This window comes from Bradyrhizobium sp. USDA 4474, assembly GCF_054057515.1.
In genome coordinates, this window is sequence record NZ_JBSRZJ010000002.1 from 4,933,204 (window position 1) to 4,953,229 (window position 20,026).

The 20,026-nt window shown below is 59.8% G+C and carries 10 protein-coding genes and 2 pseudogenes; 8 read left to right on the forward strand and 4 right to left on the reverse strand.

What is annotated here, in order from left to right:
• Positions 1–1,734 precede the first annotated feature (1,734 nt).
• On the reverse strand, positions 1,735–3,270 hold the full coding sequence (locus ACVW16_RS24985) for a DDE-type integrase/transposase/recombinase (protein ID WP_456701696.1): 1,536 nt from the start codon (positions 3,268–3,270) through the stop codon (positions 1,735–1,737).
• Between the two features lie 136 nt (positions 3,271–3,406).
• Here ACVW16_RS24985 and istA point away from each other — a divergent pair.
• The 3 genes and pseudogenes from istA to ACVW16_RS25000 form a co-directional block, all read left to right on the forward strand.
• Positions 3,407–4,713 (forward strand): annotated as a pseudogene (gene istA, locus ACVW16_RS24990) (IS21 family transposase).
• A complete protein-coding gene (gene istB, locus ACVW16_RS24995) occupies positions 4,713–5,573 on the forward strand; it encodes an IS21-like element helper ATPase IstB (protein WP_456701697.1) in 861 nt (286 codons plus the stop codon). The pseudogene istA and the gene istB overlap by 1 nt, the downstream one beginning before the upstream one ends.
• Positions 5,574–5,956: 383 nt before the next feature.
• A pseudogene (locus ACVW16_RS25000) lies at positions 5,957–6,130 on the forward strand (IS3 family transposase); the annotation flags it as partial.
• A 243-nt stretch (positions 6,131–6,373) separates the two neighbouring features.
• On the opposite strand, the gene ACVW16_RS25005 reads toward ACVW16_RS25000, so the two are convergent.
• Positions 6,374–7,303, reverse strand: a complete 930-nt coding sequence (locus tag ACVW16_RS25005) for a hypothetical protein (RefSeq protein ID WP_456701698.1) — start codon at positions 7,301–7,303, stop codon at positions 6,374–6,376.
• Positions 7,287–8,753: an Eco57I restriction-modification methylase domain-containing protein gene (locus ACVW16_RS25010; RefSeq protein ID WP_456701699.1), complete on the reverse strand. Its 1,467-nt coding sequence runs from the start codon at positions 8,751–8,753 to the stop codon at positions 7,287–7,289. Before ACVW16_RS25010 ends, ACVW16_RS25005 begins: the two co-directional genes overlap by 17 nt.
• Before the next feature lie 582 nt (positions 8,754–9,335).
• Here ACVW16_RS25010 and ACVW16_RS25015 point away from each other — a divergent pair.
• The 3 genes from ACVW16_RS25015 to ACVW16_RS25025 all read left to right on the forward strand — a co-directional run bounded on the left by ACVW16_RS25015 (position 9,336) and on the right by ACVW16_RS25025 (position 11,624).
• Positions 9,336–9,803: a hypothetical protein gene (locus ACVW16_RS25015; RefSeq protein ID WP_456701700.1), complete on the forward strand. Its 468-nt coding sequence runs from the start codon at positions 9,336–9,338 to the stop codon at positions 9,801–9,803.
• A gap of 272 nt (positions 9,804–10,075) precedes the next feature.
• Entirely contained in the window at positions 10,076–10,522 is a 447-nt protein-coding gene (locus ACVW16_RS25020) for a bifunctional DNA primase/polymerase (RefSeq protein WP_456701701.1), read from the forward strand.
• 934 nt (positions 10,523–11,456) lie between these two features.
• On the forward strand, positions 11,457–11,624 hold the full coding sequence (locus tag ACVW16_RS25025; protein WP_456701702.1) for a hypothetical protein: 168 nt from the start codon (positions 11,457–11,459) through the stop codon (positions 11,622–11,624).
• A gap of 397 nt (positions 11,625–12,021) precedes the next feature.
• Here ACVW16_RS25025 and ACVW16_RS25030 read toward each other — a convergent pair whose 3' ends face one another.
• Positions 12,022–13,848 (reverse strand): NEL-type E3 ubiquitin ligase domain-containing protein, encoded by a 1,827-nt coding sequence (locus ACVW16_RS25030; protein ID WP_456701703.1) that lies wholly within the window; start codon positions 13,846–13,848, stop codon positions 12,022–12,024.
• A gap of 662 nt (positions 13,849–14,510) precedes the next feature.
• Between ACVW16_RS25030 and nopM the strand changes: the two genes are divergently transcribed.
• Both nopM and ACVW16_RS25040 read left to right on the forward strand, forming a co-directional pair.
• Positions 14,511–16,256: a T3SS effector NEL-type E3 ubiquitin ligase NopM gene (nopM, locus tag ACVW16_RS25035; protein ID WP_456701704.1), complete on the forward strand. Its 1,746-nt coding sequence runs from the start codon at positions 14,511–14,513 to the stop codon at positions 16,254–16,256.
• Between the two features lie 1,558 nt (positions 16,257–17,814).
• Positions 17,815–19,728, forward strand: a complete 1,914-nt coding sequence (locus ACVW16_RS25040; RefSeq protein ID WP_456701705.1) for a hypothetical protein — start codon at positions 17,815–17,817, stop codon at positions 19,726–19,728.
• Positions 19,729–20,026 lie beyond the last annotated feature (298 nt).

The window sequence follows — 20,026 nt, forward strand, 5'->3', positions numbered from 1 at the left end:
GCGGCGGCGGGCAGCCGACCAATCCCCTCTATTCACCAGCCTACTCATCAAAGCCGAAAACCATTCGCTCTGTTGGAACGGGTGTATACTGGCTCTGATCGACAACCGGATTGGATTGACGGCCGAACGGTAGCTGTCGTGGAGGCGTTTTCGCCGAGGACTACGACGGTATAAGATGCCTTAGTAGGAATACGAGCGGATCATGAGGTTCGCATCTTACCCGCTTGGGCACATGAGCGTCCTGGGTGGAAAATCGATGCCGCACCGAAGTTCAAAATTTCTGGATTCAAAGAGGACCTCGCTGAGTCAGTACGTTGTCGAGCTCGATAGCACTTTCAATGAGCTCTGGGACAAATACAGGAACTGGACGAAGGCGATTTTGTTTATGCGCAGCTTAGCCTCAAATAGACCCGAAAGTCTGTGAGGTCGAATTCCTCTATGTCGGCGTCCCTTGCGCTCGTTTCTGTTCCCGTTGTTCGTCTGTATTGTTGCAATAAGTTCTACATCCAGAAGTCGGTGACCGTAAGGAAATGATGCCAGTTCGTTAGCCTTTGCGCGTCGTCGGAGTCCTCCAGCAACCAAGTACCAGCAATACCGCTGAGAAGTCGCGACATGCTGTTACTCTTCGATCCATGGTAGAAGCAGGTATCATTCGCGAGCAGGCTCATATCGGGTCGGGAAAAACACGGGTGGCGGTGCTGTACTAACGATAATCGTCAAGGCGTTATCCGGTATTGCCTCAAGACAGTTGTAAGGATGCTGCTCCAATTTGTCCTCGCTGTGCCGGCTCGCCGCATATGTCTGTCGCCCGTCCATCTCAGTCCGAGGCAGTCCTGACTAAGCTGAAGTTTCTTCCTCAGGCAGCCCGAAATCGAATGACGGTTGTTCCACGTGCCAGCCCACCAGATCATCCATCGCAATTGCACGATCCGGTCTGTCAGAGCGGCTGACTGTATGGCGTTCTCCTTGAAAGCGGATGTCGTGAGGCGACGGTGCGCGCTTTGTTCTTCAGCGACGCCCGTTGAACTGTTGGACGATCCGATCCACTTTGTTTTCCGTCGAGTTTCGCTTGCACTGCACGATACCCAGTCCGTCGAGTGGACGGCAAAACCGTCCACGCCAAAATCATTCGATTTCGGTGTGGCCCACCCTTCGAGCCCGGCCGGTTGAAAAAAGCGCATGCAGCGTCGTTCGAATTTGAATTTGTCCCTAACAAGCAAATGCTGCCGTAACGCGATCTCCTCCTTCGGCATTACGAAACGGGTGGGTTCATCGGCTGCTCTCTCAGTGCTGCTGCCCCTGAACTCGGAGGATTGCAAAAGACAGCCGAGGGCTCGGTACGATTAAGGCGGGTTCGAAATATCGAATTGGCAACCCCGCCAAGGTCAACTTCAGGTACAGGCTTCAGTCTCACGCGGTCGGGGGTGATGAGGATGGGGACGAGAGCGTTCTGGCTGACGATTTGCCCGCCGTAGACCTGGCTGTAGATGATACGGAAGAGGCCGAAGTGCCGCCGTCGACCGATGTTCCGGCCGACAAGCTCCCGGCGATGTCGCGCGCCATGGAAAACTGCCCCCTCATATTGCCTCAGATGACAATGTTACCGAAGCGCACCCTGGTGTTTTTCTGGATCGGCTGCCGCGAGTCGGAGCAAGCTGCTCGCGAAGCGCGCCCTACAGAGCGCCGTAGCGAGCGAGCGGCTTGCGGTGCTTCGGCGAAAGAACCTGTCAGGATTTAAATACTAAGGCACGAAGCTTGGCCCGATAGTGTGATCTCTGTGCTGCTGATGAGCTGTCGAGCGGCCTTTGATCGCCAATTCTTGACCAATCGCTGCACCGTGCGCCGCTGATGGCCGCTGAACCGACCGGGCGCATGCGCTTCCAGCCGGGAGAGAAGATCGACCGCGGACAAGTGCGGAGCCGCGGCGAGCCATTCCTCGATGATGGGAATGTAGGGGTCGAGCATCGATGGCCGACGTGGCACAGGCTTGCGCCGCACATAGCGACGACGATGAATGCCCCGCTGCTCACCCTGTTTCCAACCGTCGCCGAGCTCTCGGGCAAAGGCCGCTAAGTCGCTATGCCCCTGCGCGACAGTCATCGCTGGCTTTCCAGCCCGTTGATCGACGCGCTTACCCAGCTCATTCTGAGCGTCCCGCATTTGTGCCAGCAATGCCACCGGATCAAGCGTCCGGTAAATCTCCCGCAGCCGACCTTTGAATGCCTCATTGAGCCTCGGGTGGACCAATGCTCTTTCGTACGGCGTAGCGGGAGGAAGATAGCGCTTGATCATCTTGGCACCTTCGCGGTGCTTCTCCTTCAGCTTAAACGAGGGCTGGAAGAAATTGATGTGCAGCCGTGCCGCAGCAAACAGGCGAGCTAATGAGCGAGCGGCATCAATGCCTTCAAACCGCCCGTAGCCCACCAGGCGGCGAACGATAGCTCCGTTCTTTTGTTCAACGAATGCCTGATCGTTCTTCTTGTAGGCCCTGGAACGAGTGACTTCGACATCGTGAGAACGGCACCACGACACGACCGTGTCGTTCATGAAGGCGCTGTCGTTATCAAAATCTAGCCCCCGAATGGGCCAGGGAAATAGGTTCTGCGCCCGCTCGAGAGCTTCGATCACAAGAGCTGCTTCACGCACGACGAGCGGAAAGCATTCGGTCCACCCCGTTGCGATATCCACCATTGTTAGCGTCTGAATGAACGCGCCAGATACGGACATGCCGCCGTGCGCAACCAGATCCGCTTCGCAGTACCCCGGCGGAGGTGATCCCCAGTCATTGAATGTACGCACCGGGACTTGCCGCCGTACGGCACTAGAAAAGCCCGCCCGCCGTCGGCGCCCTCCGGCTGCTGCGATCTTTACGTCGCTCAGCAGGCGATCGATCGTCGCCGCGCTCACCTTCAAAACCTTCGACCTCTCATCGGCAGAAAGCTTCAATCTGCCGTGCCGTTCAAGTGCCGGAAGCAAAAACGGGATCATCGCGACGAGCCGCTTACTGCAGAGCCGGTCAGAGGCGTCCCAGAGCACAATCAGTGCAACGCGAATGGAAGCTCCGTAACTGCGGCCCCGTCGCCGCGGCACGGCCGATCCCGATGCCCCGTCCACCGACAGTGCTCGGATCGCGTGCTTACGATGCCATCCCGTAAGGGCACACAGCTCGTCCAGGATCCGTGCCTTCTCGAGCCGTCCGCTCGCCCGATAACGCTCCACCAGCGCTGATGTGATCTCGCGCTTTGCGCGCATGCTGATCTTCCCTGCCATACCCGCCACCGAACTGATTCGGCAGCTCCGCCCCAGACACGACAGGAAAGTTGTCCGGTAACATTTTTAGTGAGGCAATGCGCCCCTCGGCGTCATGAGGAATTGCCCCCTCCTTGGATAGCCGAGGAGAGAGTGAATGAAAGAGGAACGAATCGCGGAAAGCTCGTCGTGGATTGATCCACGGGGGCAGGTGATGAAGACGCCGGATGACGTGGCGGAGATGTTGCGCCTGGGGGCGTGCGGGTGGGGTCTGAAGCGGATTGCGCGGCAGCTGGGCTGCAGTCATCACACGGTGAAGGACTACGTGGCGGCGGGCGGGGTGAAGCCGTTCAAGTCGCCTGAGCGGCCGAAGCGTCTCGACGGCCTTGAGGGTTGGCTGCGCGAGAGGCTCATTCGGCATCGCGGCAATGCCGACGTGGTGCGCCAGGACTTGTTGGCCGAGCAAGGCGTGGCAGTCAGCCGGCGGACGCTGCAACGCGCCGTGCAGCCCTATCGTCAGGCGCTGAAGGCGGAGGCGTTGGCGACGACGCGGTTCGAGACGCCGCCAGGCCGGCAGCTGCAGATCGACTTCGGCGAGCGTCTGGTCGAGATCGGAGGGGCGAGAGTCAAGGCATTCGTGTTCGTGGCAACGCTTGGGCATTCGCGGCGGCTGCATGTGCGTGCGTTCCGGGCCGAGAGGCAAGAGCATTGGTTCGCCGGCTCGAGAGCACATTCACGACCTTCAGCGGTGTGCCGGAGGAAGTGCTGATGGATAATCCCCGGGCGCTTGTCGTGCGCCACGACGCCGTGAGCCGGTCGGTCCAATTTAACGACAAGCTCATCGCGTTCGCGAAGCATTGGGGCTTCCGTCCTCGCGCCTGCGCGCCGTATCGGGCGCGGACGAAGGGCAAGACGGAGAATGGCGTCGGTTACGTGAAGAAGAACGCGATCGCGGGGCATTCCTTCGCGAGCTGGGAGGCATTCGAGGCGCATCTGGCCGGATGGGAGCGTGAGGTGGCGAACGTGCGTATCCACGGCACGACCGGGGAGGCGCCGATTGCTCGCTTTGCGCGTGACGAGGCACATCGGTTGAAGCCGCTTAGCGGGCAACCGTCGTTCGGATCGTTGCGTGAACTGACCCGCGTCGTCGGGCACGATTGCGCCGTCGAGATCGACACGAACAGCTACTCAGTGCCGTGGCGCCTGATTGGCGAGCCCGTGGCGGTAACGATCGCGGCCGGGGAAGTGCGGATCCGCCATGGATTGCACCAAGTTGCGATCCACAAGCAATCGGATGGACGCCGGCTGCGGATCATCGACACCGCTCATCTCGATGGTGTTGCTGGTCGCAATGGCGCGGTCCGCCGGGCTGAGATCGCGGCGGCGGTGCTGGCGCCGTCCTCACCCCCCTCGTTGTTGCGCCCTCTTGCCGAATACGAAGCCGTGGTCGGAGGAAGCTTCTGATGGCACGGGCAAAGAAGATAATGGAAGCAACGGCCGATCCGCTCGATGCCATGCTGGCGCGACTGCAGCTCTCCGGTATCCGCGATCAGCTCGACACCCTGCTCGACGAGGCGGCGCGCGCGAACCTGTCGGCGCGTGAGACGCTGATCCTGCTGTGCGAGCGCGAGATCGCACGCAAGGACCATCGCCGCATAGAGATGGCGCTGAAGCTCGCACACTTCCCGGCGGTGAAGGAGCTTGCTGGCTTCGACTTCGAGGCGCAGCCGTCAATCGATCCAAAGCAGATCCGTGATCTTGCCGCATCACGTTGGATAGCCAACGGAGAAAACGTGCTGCTGCTCGGGCCGCCAGGCGTAGGTAAGACGCACTTGTCGATCGCGCTCGGGCGAGAGGCGATCCTGGCCGGATACACGGTGCAGTTCACCACGGCGACGACGCTGGTCGCTGGCCTTGCCAAGGCGCACGGCGAGCGACGCCTGGACGAGAAACTTCTCGCGCTGTCGAAGCCAAAGCTGCTCATCGTCGACGAACTCGGCTACTTGCCTCTTGAACCTGACGCGGCCCATCTGTTCTTCCAACTGGTCAGCCGGCGATACGAAACTGGCGCGATGCTGATCACGTCGAACCGCAGCGTTGCCGAATGGGGTACGGTGTTCGCCGATCCCGTGGTCGCCACCGCGATCCTTGACCGGCTCCTGCATCACAGCCACGTGCTGACGATCCGCGGCGACAGCTACCGACTTCGCGCCAAGCGCAAAAGCGGCCTCATCAAGACGCCGACCGCCGGTGACGGCCCTCCGGTCGGCTCCGCCTCCCTCCGGCCCGTCACCGGCGGAAACAACCTTCAACCGAGATCATAATCCGATGGTGGGGGCAGTTCTTCGTGACGCAAAGGGGGCAGTTCCGGAAGGCGTTTGACAGGCGACGTTGCGCGGTATTCACGGAGCGTGCTGAAGCCATTGCGTCTGATACGGGCGAGAAGGCCGGGGAGATCAGTTTGTTAAAAAAACGATGGTGCTCGACACGCTGAATGTAGATCGCAAGCGTCGGGTGCAGGCGTGATTAAAGACCTCACGGTCGCCGCGCGGCTGTTAGCTAAGCTGGTCGAAGCGGGTGAGGTCGCTAAGCCGGGAGACAACAGGCTGACAGAATATCGCCTGGCGAGGTGACAGACAGAGCCATGCCCGCATCCTCAGGAACAGTCGGACCAATCGACATCAAGCTCATCATCGTAGCGCATGCCGACAATGCCCCGATGGAGAGCTTCTTCCACACTCTCAGGACCGAGCGCGTCCATCATCGCCAGTACCAGACCCGCACAGAGGCCCAGCATGATATCCTCGCCTTCATCGAGGGTTTCTACAATCGAACCAGGCTCCATTCCGCCATCGGATATATCCCTCCGATCCAGATGGAGCTAAAGCTGCTTAATCCCGTCCACTTTTTCGGGGGAAGATCATTCCCTGGGTCGCTGCCATCATTCCGATGCTACTCTGGGCTCCACGCTCTCCGAGTAGACCCTAAACAAAATACTTAGCTAGTTCCGAAGCGGACCATGATAGCCATCCTGTATGGCACCGAGTATTCAGTTTGCATTGTGCTGCTCAGTGACGTTACTGCCGCTGAGTCCTGCACTCGCATTGGCAGATCATGAGAGCTTTCATGTATCACCTGCAACACGGGTCTCAAAGCCGATCTCGGCCTCACCACGGGATTGCAGCGCGGGCGACGAAGCGGACCACTCCAATCGGCTTGTTATGTCCTTAAGGGCTGGCGCGCTGTAAACAAAGCGCTCGTCATACCGCAGATACAAGGTCTTAAAGAACTCTTCAATCCGGAGGGAGCTGCCTGTTGGCGGAAACTCCGGCAGAAGACCGCCGACGTTTCCATGCAGCATGTCAATCATCGCGAGTGAAACAGCTTCGTATCGGCTTACATCGTCACGAATGCCGCGACGGCCGGTCAGTTCGCGCAGAGCGGCGTGAAAGCGGATTATGCCCTCAACTGGTTCTCCACCTACCCGAATTGCGATGTCATTCGCAGCAAGTTGACGCGCGGCCGGAAGACCTTCCAGAAGGGTCTTCGCAATTGCTTCCTCTTCCAATCTGTTCGCGCGGATTACGAAAAGATAGCCAAAGACAAGGGCTGGGTAAGTGATGTGGAGGTTGGTGCATTCACCAATGGTTTCCTCCATGCGGTTCGTGAGATTGCGAAAGGCGCCGGTCATGCCCTTGCAGGAGACGGCCAGCACTGGCCCGATCCCACTCTTTTCAACGACCACATCGACATTTTTGGTTTTCAAGCCGCCCAGGATTGTCGCTTCGCCGCCTTGAGCTGCGCTCGCATCGTACTCCAAAAGGAATTCGTCACGTTTTTTACGTACAACGAACGGAGGACGTGGGGTTATTTCCTCTGGACGGAAGCCTCCTTCAAGTACAAGGCGGCATGCCACGTACCAATGCAGCGGCTTTATGTGCTGTTGGCTTTGTGTTGGTCCAGAATACGTCGCGAAGTGGGTCAGCGCCTCGGCTTCGTTCTTCCACTGACACACTCGAACATCAGCATCAGTCATCTCACTGGACGGCGTCATAGTGCCTCCAGCGCTGCATCCTCTCAACCGCTTCGGCAATTACTGCGGAGGATAATAACTTTGCCTGATTGGGAGCTGACACCACAATCTGGGCTGCTTCACGCGGCTCCAACTTTAGCATTCCTCCGCCGAGAGGGTGACCTTCGAATTCGCAACTCAACTGGGTAAACGGCGTATTCCAAGTTTCGACAATGGTGGCCATGGCCGCTTTGTCTCGAACCCGGACGGCGTGCAGAGAATTGGTGCAGGTGCAGCCGGCGGCATTGCGAACGAGGCTGGCCGCACGACCCGACATGTAGCTGAGAAAGAAATCTGGGATCTGGACATCCGGTACCGCGAACCACGGGTCGCGGACACGGCATTTGTATGCTTCCCGCGCTTCGTGGCCCGCATCTGTGTCCAAGTAGCGCCGAACCGATGTCGGGAGCTTCTGGTCCTTTGAAAGCCGGAGCAGCAGCATCGGCTCATCTTGCTGCTCCCACTTTCGCACAACGGCTCGCGTCAAAGTGCCTTCAGGCAAAGCGCGGCCGTTCCGCACCGACGGATGTAGGAGGTCAGATGGAATTTGATGCCGCTCAGCCTCTGATGGTCTCAGGTGAAAGAAATCGTTTGCACCGCTCACATAGCCAATACCAACCGAAGCGACATCACCCATACGGCGCGAGCGAGGATCAAACGCAATTTCCTCATAAAGTGATCTTGCGTCAGCGTGGGCAAGGAACGGCCGCAACCGCCGGTTCCACTTGGTGCGCCATTCGGAAACAGATACACGGATCGCATTTCGAGGCGGTCTGCTGTTTGGCCTGAACTGCTCGACTGCCGAGAACAGAATTGAGGCTGTGCTCCCACCGAAGCCGTCTGCATAGAGCAGCCAACAATCCTCCGACAAATCCGGAAAGAGCTTGCCCTTTACCGCGACCACGTGAACGTGACGGAAGTTGCCGATTAGATATTCCAGCAAGGGCGCGGCGTATGGAGCATGTCCGATCTCGGCGGGGACGACGAAAGCCATTTTCCCATTCTCTTTGAGAAGGCTCGCCGTTGCGACTAAGAAGGGCGCCCAGGAGGAGGTGAGCCCCGAGAAGTTGGCGCCTAGACGCTTGCAGAGTTCAAGCGCTCGTTCGCGAGCGGCGCCTTTAAACGTCTGGTACCGAATGAAAGGCGGATTACCGGCCGCGCACTCAAATCGCTCACTGGTGTTAGCAGCCCAGGCGAATAGGTCACCCTCGTGCACCAGCGCCCACGGCGCGCGCGAGATCGCGGTGCCAATGGCAGCAGGGTCCTGCTCGATGCCCACTGAGTTGCGGTGACCCGCAATAAATCGGCCGTCACCACAAGAGGGGTCAAGAAGCCGATCCGACTGGTCGCGAACGGCCCAATTGAGCAAAGTCGCGACGACTGCCTCGGGAGTGTAGTATGCTCCCGAGATCTTTCTATGCTGCGCGTTCACCTGCTACGCCTCCGGCACCCACGAAACCGACTTTAGGTGATTCGCGAATGCGACCGAACAGGGAGGAGGCCGGGTAGGGCGTGCAATCTGCCGCGTGGCTGCCCCTGGCGAGGGGCGACTAGACCACTTTTGGGTGGCCAAGTGACATCGGCTTGCAGAAATCTGTGGATAACAGGATTGACTTGATGGATTTCCAGGATCTTTAATCGCGCCTAACGCAGGGGACATTGTGTCCGCAAAAAGCCGCCCTTAGCGGGCGGCTTTTTGTTTGGCAGTCACGTAGCCGTGCGGCATCGGCATCGCCCGCTGGGCCCCCCCCCCACCACCTAATCCGGCCACCACGAACTCGCCGCTGTTAGCGGCGGGTCGCGACACCGTTTTGGCACGTAGGACACAACTCAATGTAGCGCCTGACGCTAGCCCAAATTCAGCTCGTCACCGACATCGGCGAGGAGGCCCTCAAATCGATGCGCGTCCCGGCCGGATCGCACTTGCCTTCGGCCGCCGTGACGCATTTGCGTCCTCTTGGTATCTGCCGGTCGATGCCCTCGCTATGACGCTCAGCACCACGCTGGCGAGCGCGTGTTCAGCGACACTCTGCTCACGGTGGTAGGCGCGGCCGAAGGGGAGCTCTCGACCGACGCGCTGTTCGCGATCGTTCACCTCATTCGCGAGACTGATGACACGCGTGCTCACCTCGCATGGGGCGCCCGCGAAGCGACACCGGAAGCGATCGCAGCAACTGCTGCGCGGTCGCGAGCAAACCAGGGTTACGTTGCGGACGAGATCAATATCGTGAACGTCTCGCATTTGATCCGCACCGTCCGCATCAAGGCCGCGCGGAATAGGATCGATCTCTTTCTGCCGGCGCCAGACAGCATCGAGTTCGCCGAGATGATGCAGCCCTATGCGACGTTGGAGGGTGGCATCGTGACGCAGGAAGTGATGATGAGGCGCGACCGCGCCGCGCAGCACATCGGCGCCCAGGTGCGGGCTCTCGCAGTCGGGCGGGGTGCTGTTGGCCGTGAGGCGCGGCCGGCGGCAGCTTAAGCATTCGAAATGCAGCGGCCAGGATCGACTGTGCCTCTAACTCACTGCATCAGCCCAGACAAAACCCCCGCAGCGGCTGGCACTAATGCGGGGCGAAATGTTGCGCGTAAACAACCACAGGCCCTTTAGAAAGCAATGATTGCTAAGTCTTCTCTAGGCGAAGTCGCGACTGATCGCAACGCTCGTCGCCAATATCTCGCCGAATGGCTCGCCCAGCACGTTAGGCGACTACCAATGAGCGCGTGCGCGACCGCTGCTCTCAAATATGCGCGATGGGCTTCGAGGTTTTTCCCGCACCACCTGGGACGAAACAGTCTTACAAATCGGCTGAGCACAGCAACGGTAGGCAATGGAGCAAGACATCCGACCCCGAGGAAATCGGCCGCGATTTCCGCAGATGGCCCGAGGCCGATGTCGCTGTCGTCACTGGCACAGTGTCCGGCATCTTCGTCGTTGAAGCCGACGCCGTCCAAGGTCACGGCGTTGATGGTCTCGCCTCGATGGCTGCGCTCGAAGCCCAGCATGGACCGTGGCCCGAGACATTGATAGCGGTCAGCCCCAGCGGTTCGATCCATCGTTACTTCGCCCGCCCCGGCGCCGACTTCAAGGTCTGGAGCCGTAGCGGCAAGCTCGCGCCGGATGTGGATATCAAGCGCGACGGCGGCATGGTGACCGCGCCGCCCAGCGTCAAGCCGGCGTTGGTGAGTATCGCTAGCTGAAGATAAGCCCATCGCAAATGCGCCGGCTCGGCTGATCGAAACCGCCACCACGACAAGGCGTCGCAGAAATACGGACAAGGAATTCGTCATCGAGCGCGCCGTCTGGTGAGCAGGCGCATACAGAAGCGAACGATCCATTCGCAGCATACAGCGAGCAGGCCGTGGCGTGTGCCAGCGCCGATCTGGACCTCGATTAGGTCTAGGCGGCGTTGATGGTGATCCCGAACGACGCCAGCGTCCCTCTATGCCGCGACCAGCGGCTCTGCTGCTGGGTTCGCGATGTTCGGCAGGTGGTCGCAGAAATATCCCGACTATGATGCCGACGACACCAAACCAAATGGGAAGCTCTGAAAAAACGCCCGCCGACTGGCATCGGCGTGGGCTCCATCTTCTATCGTGCAATCAGGCGTCGCCGAGCTGGCGAGATGACTACCGCTCATCGCCTATCGGACGCTTTTCGACCGGCCACCGAGGATGCGAATGAGGCCTGCAACGTCGTTGCAGTCGCCGACCCAATCGACATCTTATGCAGCACAGCCGTTGCGCGGCTCGCTCGCCAGCGTGCGTAGGCCATGCGGGCCAACATGGTGAGCGCATGAGCATCGGCAAGAAATTGCAGGCTGCGTTGATGCGGATGCCTGATGGTCGCGTGACGCGGCAGCCCTGATCGATGCGGGCGATCTGAACATCAGCTACTCCGATGCGACCAAGCTCGAATATGCGCGCAAGGTCCGAATTGCGGCCGGACACGAGCCCCTGGTTTCCGTGTCGGGCCGCTTGGCGAGATCGAAATGCGCACAGGTCGAGGTGCGCGTTCTGATTGCGCGCGCGATCAACGAAGCGTTGAAAGAGCTTCGACCGAAACGGCGCGATGACTAACAGCGCGTCAGCTCTCGCGGCCGAATTAGAGGCGGTCGCCGCGCGTGTGCGCCAGATGGACGCTGGCGGCGATGCCATCGATCAGCTTGCAACGCTCGAACTCCTGCGCCGCGACGATCCCGCGTTTGTCAGCGGACGGGACACATCGACACTCGCGCGATGGGCGGCGGCGGCCGAGGACGAAGGCGCGCCCATCGCCATCCATCGAAAAACGAGTATTTGAGGCTCATACGCATATATGGATGACCGCAGTTCGTACAGATATGCGAGATCAAGCGGAGCAAAAGCCGTCAGATGAACGCATCGCCCGGATGAAGCGCGATCACAATGCCGATCTAGCCATTGACCTGGGAGGAAGCCCCGGGAGCCGGCCAACGCATTGCGCGCATGACAAACTTTCGTTACCAATTCTTGTGACCATTCTCGGTTGCAGATTTGGTCTCCAGAGTCTCGTCGGCCCAGAAGAGAGAATGGCTTCGTTCACTGAAGAGTGGCCTTGACAATCTCCGAGACGATCAGAGCTCTGCCTGGTAAACACCGGCGCGCTGAGACAACGATTCGGCGTAAGGACGACCTAGGAGTGACCGGGCCGGAAGCTGCTCTAATACGCAAAGGCCGCTTCATAGGATAAGGCCGTGCTCATTGAGCACTTTGTCTCTTAGAGCGCCCTTGATCTCACGGGCGAGTTCCCTACGAATTGCGGCACCCAACTCTCGCTTAGCATCGTCAACGAGGTCAGCTTCAGCCTCGGTCAACCCTTGGGCGGCGAGCTGTTGCTGCAGCCGGCTGTTGAACTCGGTTTCCATTGAAGCCATAAGCTCATCGTGTGCCGCGGCGTGGTCTTGGGGTGCGATGTGACTGACGACGTCGTCCCAAGGTTTCCAGTCCACCGCCAAATAGTCGGCGAATTCCGCCGCCTCCCTGTTTCGCACGGATGTCTCTGCGCTATCAACGTCAGCGTCGGTGACGCCCGAAACCTCAAAGAAACGCATGTTCGGGGCGACGTGTTGCAGCCCCAGCCGCTCGCGGAGCTTATTTTGATAAGCAAGAAAGACCTCAATGGGGTCGATGTCTTCGACGTTGTTGCCCGAGCTTAGCGAGGCAACCTTCTCGCGCGCAATCCCCTCCAGCGCGTCCAGGCGGAACATGACCCGGCCAAGATTGACGAGATCGGGAAGCCGAGCCTTCTTGTCATAAGCGCCGTTCTCGACGTCTGCGATGAGGCGTGCGGTCTGCATGCCGTTCCAGGTCAAAGTTCTGCGATCCTCGCAGCTCTCGTTGGCGTCCAGGGCTAATTGGAAGTAGCGCTTACGCAATTCCGGGTTTTGCGCCACCTGGCGCAGATCATTGGCCAGCGACTGCCGGAATTCTTCGTTGCCAGAGTTCACGGAGTCGAACAGGTTGCCAATGAAGAGCGCGTACTCTCGGGCGCCCGGCTCTTCAGCAACGCTCTGCCAAGCGGCCAGCACCTCTCGGTCACCCTCCTGTGGATTACCCCGGAGCCAGTTTGCGACCGTTTCAATGAGAGCATCGGCCTGTTCATCGTCTGTCTCGGACAATTCACTTTCATCATTGCGCGAATGGTAGACGGTCGGACCGGCATAGCCCTCGGAGCGTAAGGCAGTATCCAGATTTGAGAGCACCTGCTCGGGCAGAGGATTGTCGGTCAAAACTATGCTGCCAGAGGCGGCAAATTGCGTCAGCAGATCATCCGGTAGGCTCGTCATTTGGTTTTGGCCGACGTCGAGCAAATCCAGCGAAATAGGGAGGTGCCGCGGCAGGCGCGTCAGTTGATTTTCGCTGACGTCGAGAAACTGGAGAGTGGCTGGAAGGTCCTCCGGTAGATTCGTCAACTGATTGTGGCTGGCGCGGAGAAATTCCAACGAAGCGGGGAGCAGCTCGGGCAGTTCCTGCAACTGATTGTGGTCGAGGTAGAGAAGCTCGAGCTCAGCAGGTAGGACTCCAGGCAAGCTCCTCAGTCGGTTGAAGCTCGCGTCGAGCCCTCTGAGCTCGGTCGGAAGTTCGGGCAGGGTTGTCAGCTGATTGCCCCTAACGTCCAGACGCCGGAGCGAAGCAGGGAGGCTATCGGGCAGAGTGGTCAACCGGTTGAAGGGCACATCAAGCGCAACGATAGCGCTCGGAAGTCTTGGCAGGCTGGTAAGGCACAGCGATCCAAGATCCAGTGTACTGGTCTCACCGAGAGTATTCACTCGGCGCACTGCTTCTTCCCGATCCTCGAGCGGGCCTACCTCCGGTTCAGCAGCCCAATTCTCAAGCAACTCGCCTTCATCCTCAGCCTGGGCAGAATCTCCGGAGCTTTCTGCGCGGACTGTCGCGAGGGCGCTCCACTGCGCCGCCGCCGCTCCGTTTTCCCCACCCTCCTGTCCGGAAGATGCAGAAAGAATGCCACCGCCGCGCTGAATCTGTCCTGCCTCAAAAGGATCCATCTCACCCTCCTTACGAAACTGAGTAGACACAAGCCCGTGGTGACATGCTCTAGGACCTAAGACAGTTAGCTTTCGATAAGCTGACAGACCATCACCGCAAGTGGCACCGATGGCACGAAGCTGGCATGACCCTGAGCGCATGATTTGATCGGCCAATCCCCGACCGTAAGATATTTTCCGCTGACACGTTTCTGCGCACAAGCACGCAGTAGTGGCTCAAGTATAACGACCGCGCCGGGCGGCGGTGCCTTTCGCCAATTGCCTGCGAAGCAAGAGCGCACGCTGTCCAACGTCTGCCTCGGTCCTCTCTCGTGCCAAGACAATCGCTGCCGTGCTGGTATTCGCCGTTGGTGGCGAGCCCAACAATCTGGGTCTTTGCAGCGACACCGTCAGCTGACCGACAGGTGGGCCTGCTAAGGGCGGAGGCTTGCCAGCGTTGACGGTTCTCCGGACTTATCTGGCCGGACGAGATGGCAGACCGCGGGCAGCAGTATCGATCTATTGCCCAGGTTGGGCTCGTATCGGCCTTTGTCGAAGAGATGCTGGACGGCAGTCGCGGCCCACGCACACAGGCCTTCGAATCATCATTTGCTCTGCCGACTTAGCTGCTTCGCGGCCTCGGGAAGCGGAGGTGTACTTTAGCTCTGACGATGGAGAGATTGATGGACACAGGACACGCACAGCGGAGCGGGGCTTCCTCCCGGGACGCATTTGAAGAGGTGGAGCAGGAAAGCTACCTCGGCGGCTTCAATCGTGCCGTCGCGAATTTGGTCGAATCCTTGACAGGGTATCGGACCCCAGCCTGCGCGCGCGCACAGATCCTGGACAATTGGGTTGCCGAAGAAGGGCAGGGCGAAGCCGAGAATAGGCGACAGGGGCGCAGGCGAATCAGGAATTCGGATAATACAGGCTCGCGCTCGCTGGATTTGTCCTCGCTTACGCTGACCGCTCTACCCGCCGCCCTTCCGCCCAGGCTGCGGGAACTGCGCGCCAGACACAACGAGCTAAGCAGCCTGCCCGCCATGTTCCCACCCGGTCTCCAGCATCTTCTCATTAGCCATAATCGCTTGACCAGTTTGCCGGACAATCTTCCGGCGACCCTCTCTGAGCTGGAGGTTGCTGACAACGCCTTGACCAGTCTGCCTGCAAACCTTCCGGCCGGGCTCCAGATCCTGAACGCGAACGACAACCGGCTCACTAGCCTGCCGGACGCTCTTCCGAGCGGGCTCACATCGCTTGCGGTCAGTAGCAATCAGCTGACCGAGCTGCCCGACTCCCTCCCTTCGTGGCTCATTGAAATCAATGTCAGCGGCAATCAATTGACCAACCTGCCCGACCCACTTCCGAGCACGCTCCAATCACTCAATGTCAGCGGTAACCGGCTAACCAGCCTGCCCGAAGGTCTTTTAGATGCTCTTGTGCCGAATAATAGCCTCTACTACCCGCATCTTGAGAGCTTCGAGCTCGCCGATAACGCGCTGCCTGACCACGTCCTCGCTCATCTTGCGGCGGCTGAAGGGCCTCCGCAGCTTGCGCAGCAATCCCTGCATGAGGCTGCCGCACACTGGCTCACAGACGACCCGGCCGCGCTGGCCGAATGGCAGAACTTTGCCGATGAGCCGGGCGCCCAGGACTATGCCCAGTTCCTAGATCGGCTACGAGGCACTGTGAACTACGGCAATGACCAGTTTCGGCAGGCAGTGGCTGACAATCTGCGGCAAGCGGCCGCCAATTCGACATTGCGCGAGCAGTTCTTTGGGCAGGCTTCCGAGGCGAACACGAGCTGCGAGGATCGCGTCACCCTGCACTGGAATGGTATGCAGACCGCCCGCATCAACGCCGAGGTCAAGGACGGGGTCTATGACGATCGGCTTCGTGATCTGATCCAGCGCGGCCGCGTCGCCTTCCGCTTGGAGGCTTTGGACGAGATCGCGCGCGCCAGGATCGACTCGCTCACCAGCGGCAACCCGAACGTAGACGAGATCGAAGTCTACCTGGCCTATCAACATCGGCTGCGCGAGCCGCTCGAGCTCAGTCATCTCGCCCCTGACATGCGCTTCCTGGAGGTCTCTCACGTCAGCGAGGGCGATGCGACGGAGGCGCTTGACCTGGTCCGGGAACGGGAGGCAAGCGAGTTCACCGACTACATGGCCAGCAGCTGGCAACCCTGGGAGACGGTGCTGGAGCGCATCGCTCCGGACGAACATGCAGCGATGGGAGACCGAGTGCTCGAAGCCATGGGCGAAGTGTTTCAAACCCGCTTGGATCAGCGACTGGCCGAGCATGATCTTCTAGGCGATCCAGATGCCGAGCGGGTGCTCGGAGCCCAAGTCCGAAACGAGATCGCTGGTGAGATCAAAGGCGAGGTCATGCACCGTGTGCTCGCAGAGCGTGGCCTCGAGCTATGAGGCTCCGTACCGCCGCAGAGAAATTTATCATTGCTCTGCGGCGGTACAAAAAGATCGATCGTGAAGCTAGCCGATCGCTCTCAAAGGTGCTTTTGCACCTTCGAAAGCGGCTGCCGTCGATCGAGGCCTTTCTGTCTTGTCGAGCGATAAAAGGTCCTGCGCGCGAGGCAACGGCATAGCTGCGTGCGGTCGAAAACCTTTGGGACGAAAACTTCGTCGGTCAAAAAGTTGTCGAGGAGAGCAAGGCAAGTAGCGGCGAATCATTAGTTACGGGCGCTACCGCAGCCGCCAGCTCGGTTTGACGAGGAAGCTAGCTGTTCGCCAGGTCTATTTGACGCGTGCTTCCCGCGAGCTCCATTTTGGCAAGCAAGCTGTGGAGTTCAAGCATGCACTGCGCTGGCAGCTTACGACCGCCAAGCCGTCGTGCAGGTGATGTCGTGCGTGCGCTCGCGCGGGTTGGTCCCAAGACTGCACAAGAAGCCTTGGGCCCCTCAGTCAAAGATTGAGCCCCATCGAAGTGAGCGAATTGAAGTGTGCCGGATGTTCATTGCCGAGTGGGCTTGGCATGCCCGTAAGCGAACTGCGCGCTGAGCAAACTGTGAACCTTTCTGATCACAAGAGGCGCTCGGCGTTGTTGCTGTGAGTCAGGACGGCCTGCACATCTTCTCGAAGAACATTTTCAGGTCGTTCTAATGGGCGCTCGCCGGCCACTGGGGCTGAACCTCCCTTTCGAAGCAGGACCTATGGAACACCAGCGAAGACAATTCGGTCTCTCAGGACGTCAGTCAAGAAAACGTGGAACACCAAGGCACGAGAGCGCTCCCAGTTGCGTCAAGCAAAGACCTTGCGAATCATCAATGCGCGCCTGCAGCAGGCTCACTGCCAAAGTTAATGCCAAGGGCGACAAGATCTCGTCACCTATGATCGACTCGAGACTGGTACCCGCTCAGGCGACCCATTGTCAGATCGGTCGTCAATTTCGTCGGCTCAAGCCGAGGGCTGGCGAAGAGGTGCGGCAAAACTGGATGGACTCCATCCTTCGTCAGGCGGCTTCGGATGCGACGCCTTTGCGTGCAGCAATATCCTGATCTCGTCAGCTGTTCGAAAGGTTGCGGCTATAACAATCGAGAATCTGACGCTTGCAGAACGAGCTGCTATTGGGCCGTAATCCACGCCGTACGATTGCTGCAGGGGTCTATGCAAACATGAGGAGAGCAGGATGGATCCGGTCGACCCATTCTTCGATTCAGGAGCCTGGATGCGCGAGTACGCCGCCCTTCAGGGGCGGGCTGGCCAGCGAGCAGGCAGCCCAAGCGTGCAGGGTGACTTTGAAGGGCGGCTGCAGGATCTGAAACTCCATCGGTCTGATGAAGGGAACTCAACTTCGCCTAATCGGTCCCCCGCAGCAGGTGGTCGAGCAGTCCGGCGGGGCGACTTCGGCGGTTCGATGCGGGTGCCGCCGCACTCCGCTTTTAGGGAGAGTGCGCTAGGCGGTACGCGTCGGAGCGTAGACATTCCCAACTGTCAGCTTCCAACTTCGGCACAACCGCAGTCTAGATTGCGAGACGATCTGTTCAGCAGCTCACGCTACAGCTTTCCGGACGCAGTGTCTGCCGCCTCGGCCAAGAGCGAAAAAAGTCGCGGGTTATGGTCACGCTTCAAGTCGGGAATCGGCAACGTCCTCGGCGGAAGTGGGAACGAAAAATTATCGCGCGACGCTGGCCAATCTGACGTCTTTTCGACGAATGTGCGAATTGATTATGCAAGGCAGCCGGGCCGGACGCGCGGGGTCTCTGCCGAGGACAAGGAGCTTATTGAAGATTTCAGAAACAAGGCGGCGGGTAATCTCAGCGACGGGACCATCAAGAATGCGGCAGCCGATTTGCGCCATTTGAGCGCGCGACTGAGCGACGCCGGCAGGCCCTCGATCGCCGATCGAATTCGCCGGGAATTGGAAAACGCGCAGCTGGAAAATCCCGATGTGGAAAACCACCAGCTTGAAGCTGAGCTCGATGAGGACGTGGACACCTACGCAAAGGACCGCGGCAGGCGCATCAAGGCGGCCCTGAAGAAGCTTCGTGAAGTCGGCGCCGGAAACACCCTGGCGGCGGATGTCCGCCGGCTGGCTCCTCATGCTGACGACGCAACCCTCATCGGCATGTGGGCGGCTGCGGAAAAGGCGACACACAGGATCGACCCAAAGACGATCGACAGGCAAACCCGCCGCATGTTCAGGCTGAGTGAGTGGCTGCAGACCAATGACAGGCCGCCGATCGCCGGTCGGCTGTCCACTCCTGGTCTCGCCCAGGATGTGGAGGCGTACAAGCGCCAAACGGAGGACAGCAAGATTAGCGCTGATCTGGTCAGGCTCGGCCGTTACCAGCAAATCCTTGAGGCGAACAGGGCACTTGGATTGCCGCCTCCTCAGGATCCGGGTCATCCTGCTGCGGAAGCTGCTCGGCAGGCCCGCTCGCCACGGGAGCTTCCCGCAACGCCCGCCACGCCGAGCGCGGGAGCTTGGGAATGGCTTGGAGAGCAAATGCATGGATCTGGTTCATCGATGCCGGCGCCGCAAAGCGGATGGCAGGCCGGCTCGTCCCAGCAGCTTCCCGCAACGCCGGCCACGCCGAGCGCGGGATCCTGGGATTGGCTCGGCGAGCAAATCCATGGTCCTGTGTCACCGCTTCCAGCGCCGCCCTGGGCCGCCCACGCTGATCTGCCAGTCGAACTTCCTGCGACTCCAGCCACCCCAAGCCAAGGCGCATGGGCCTGGCTTGGGCAGCAGATGCAAGAGCCCGCATCGTCGTCGTCAGTTCGGCCCCAATCGTCGAACATCTACGGCGGTCTCGGCTCCTTCGTTGATCTGGATCCACCTACAGCCCACGACTTGCGTGACGATGCGCGCTCTGCGCCAGCACCTGAATTTGCACCCGCCTCGTCGTTCGCAGGATGGCCGGGAGCGGCTCCGGAATTGCGGGACATTGGAGCGATCGTGGGCACCAACTGGCGCCACGGCTCCCAGCCGGCTTCAGACGTGTTGATCGATGTCTTGGGCAATATCAATTTGCTGCCAAATCAGTTCGGGCCAACTCAATTTGCGATCAATGGAGAGCGCTATTCGGCGACCTTTGGACCAGGCGGTCGCAGGGATGTCCGCCTGGTTCATCACCCGCGCGCCGGTGGGATGAACGAGGCCGGGTCATCCCGGCCGCAGCATCGTCCACCGCCAATCGCAAGCGCAAGGCAAACCGTGGAAGGTGTTGTCGATCTTGGCCATCTTATCCGGGGCGGCTGGGAGCATAGGGAGCGGTTCTTGCCGCCTTACCTCGTACGCGTTTTGGAAGGCGAGCGCATCATGCCGCAGCCCGGGCGGCCGACCTATTTCCAGATCCGCGGAGTGCCTTATAGGGGCGAGTTGGTGGAAAGCGAAGGGCGCCAGCGCGTTCGCGTCTATCCCGAACAACCTCGGTGAACAAGTATTCCAAATGCTCCGCCGGCGGCTCGCCCGAGGCGTTCTTCGCGCGTCGCTTGACCGGCCATGCACCCAATTTATGCAGATCGCAGAGTTGGGGCGGGAATACACGCCTGATTTCGAGCGCGATGTTGGCTCAGTGCGGATTCCGACGAAGTCGCCTCAAGCGAGCGCGGCGCGGACCCGATCGAGTCAAACAACCCATTCAAAACGGAAGTTTGGGTACAGGGTAAGCTGCCCTGCAAGATCCGCATCGGGCGAGTCAACATCCGGCAGGCGTCTAGTTGCATGACGATCG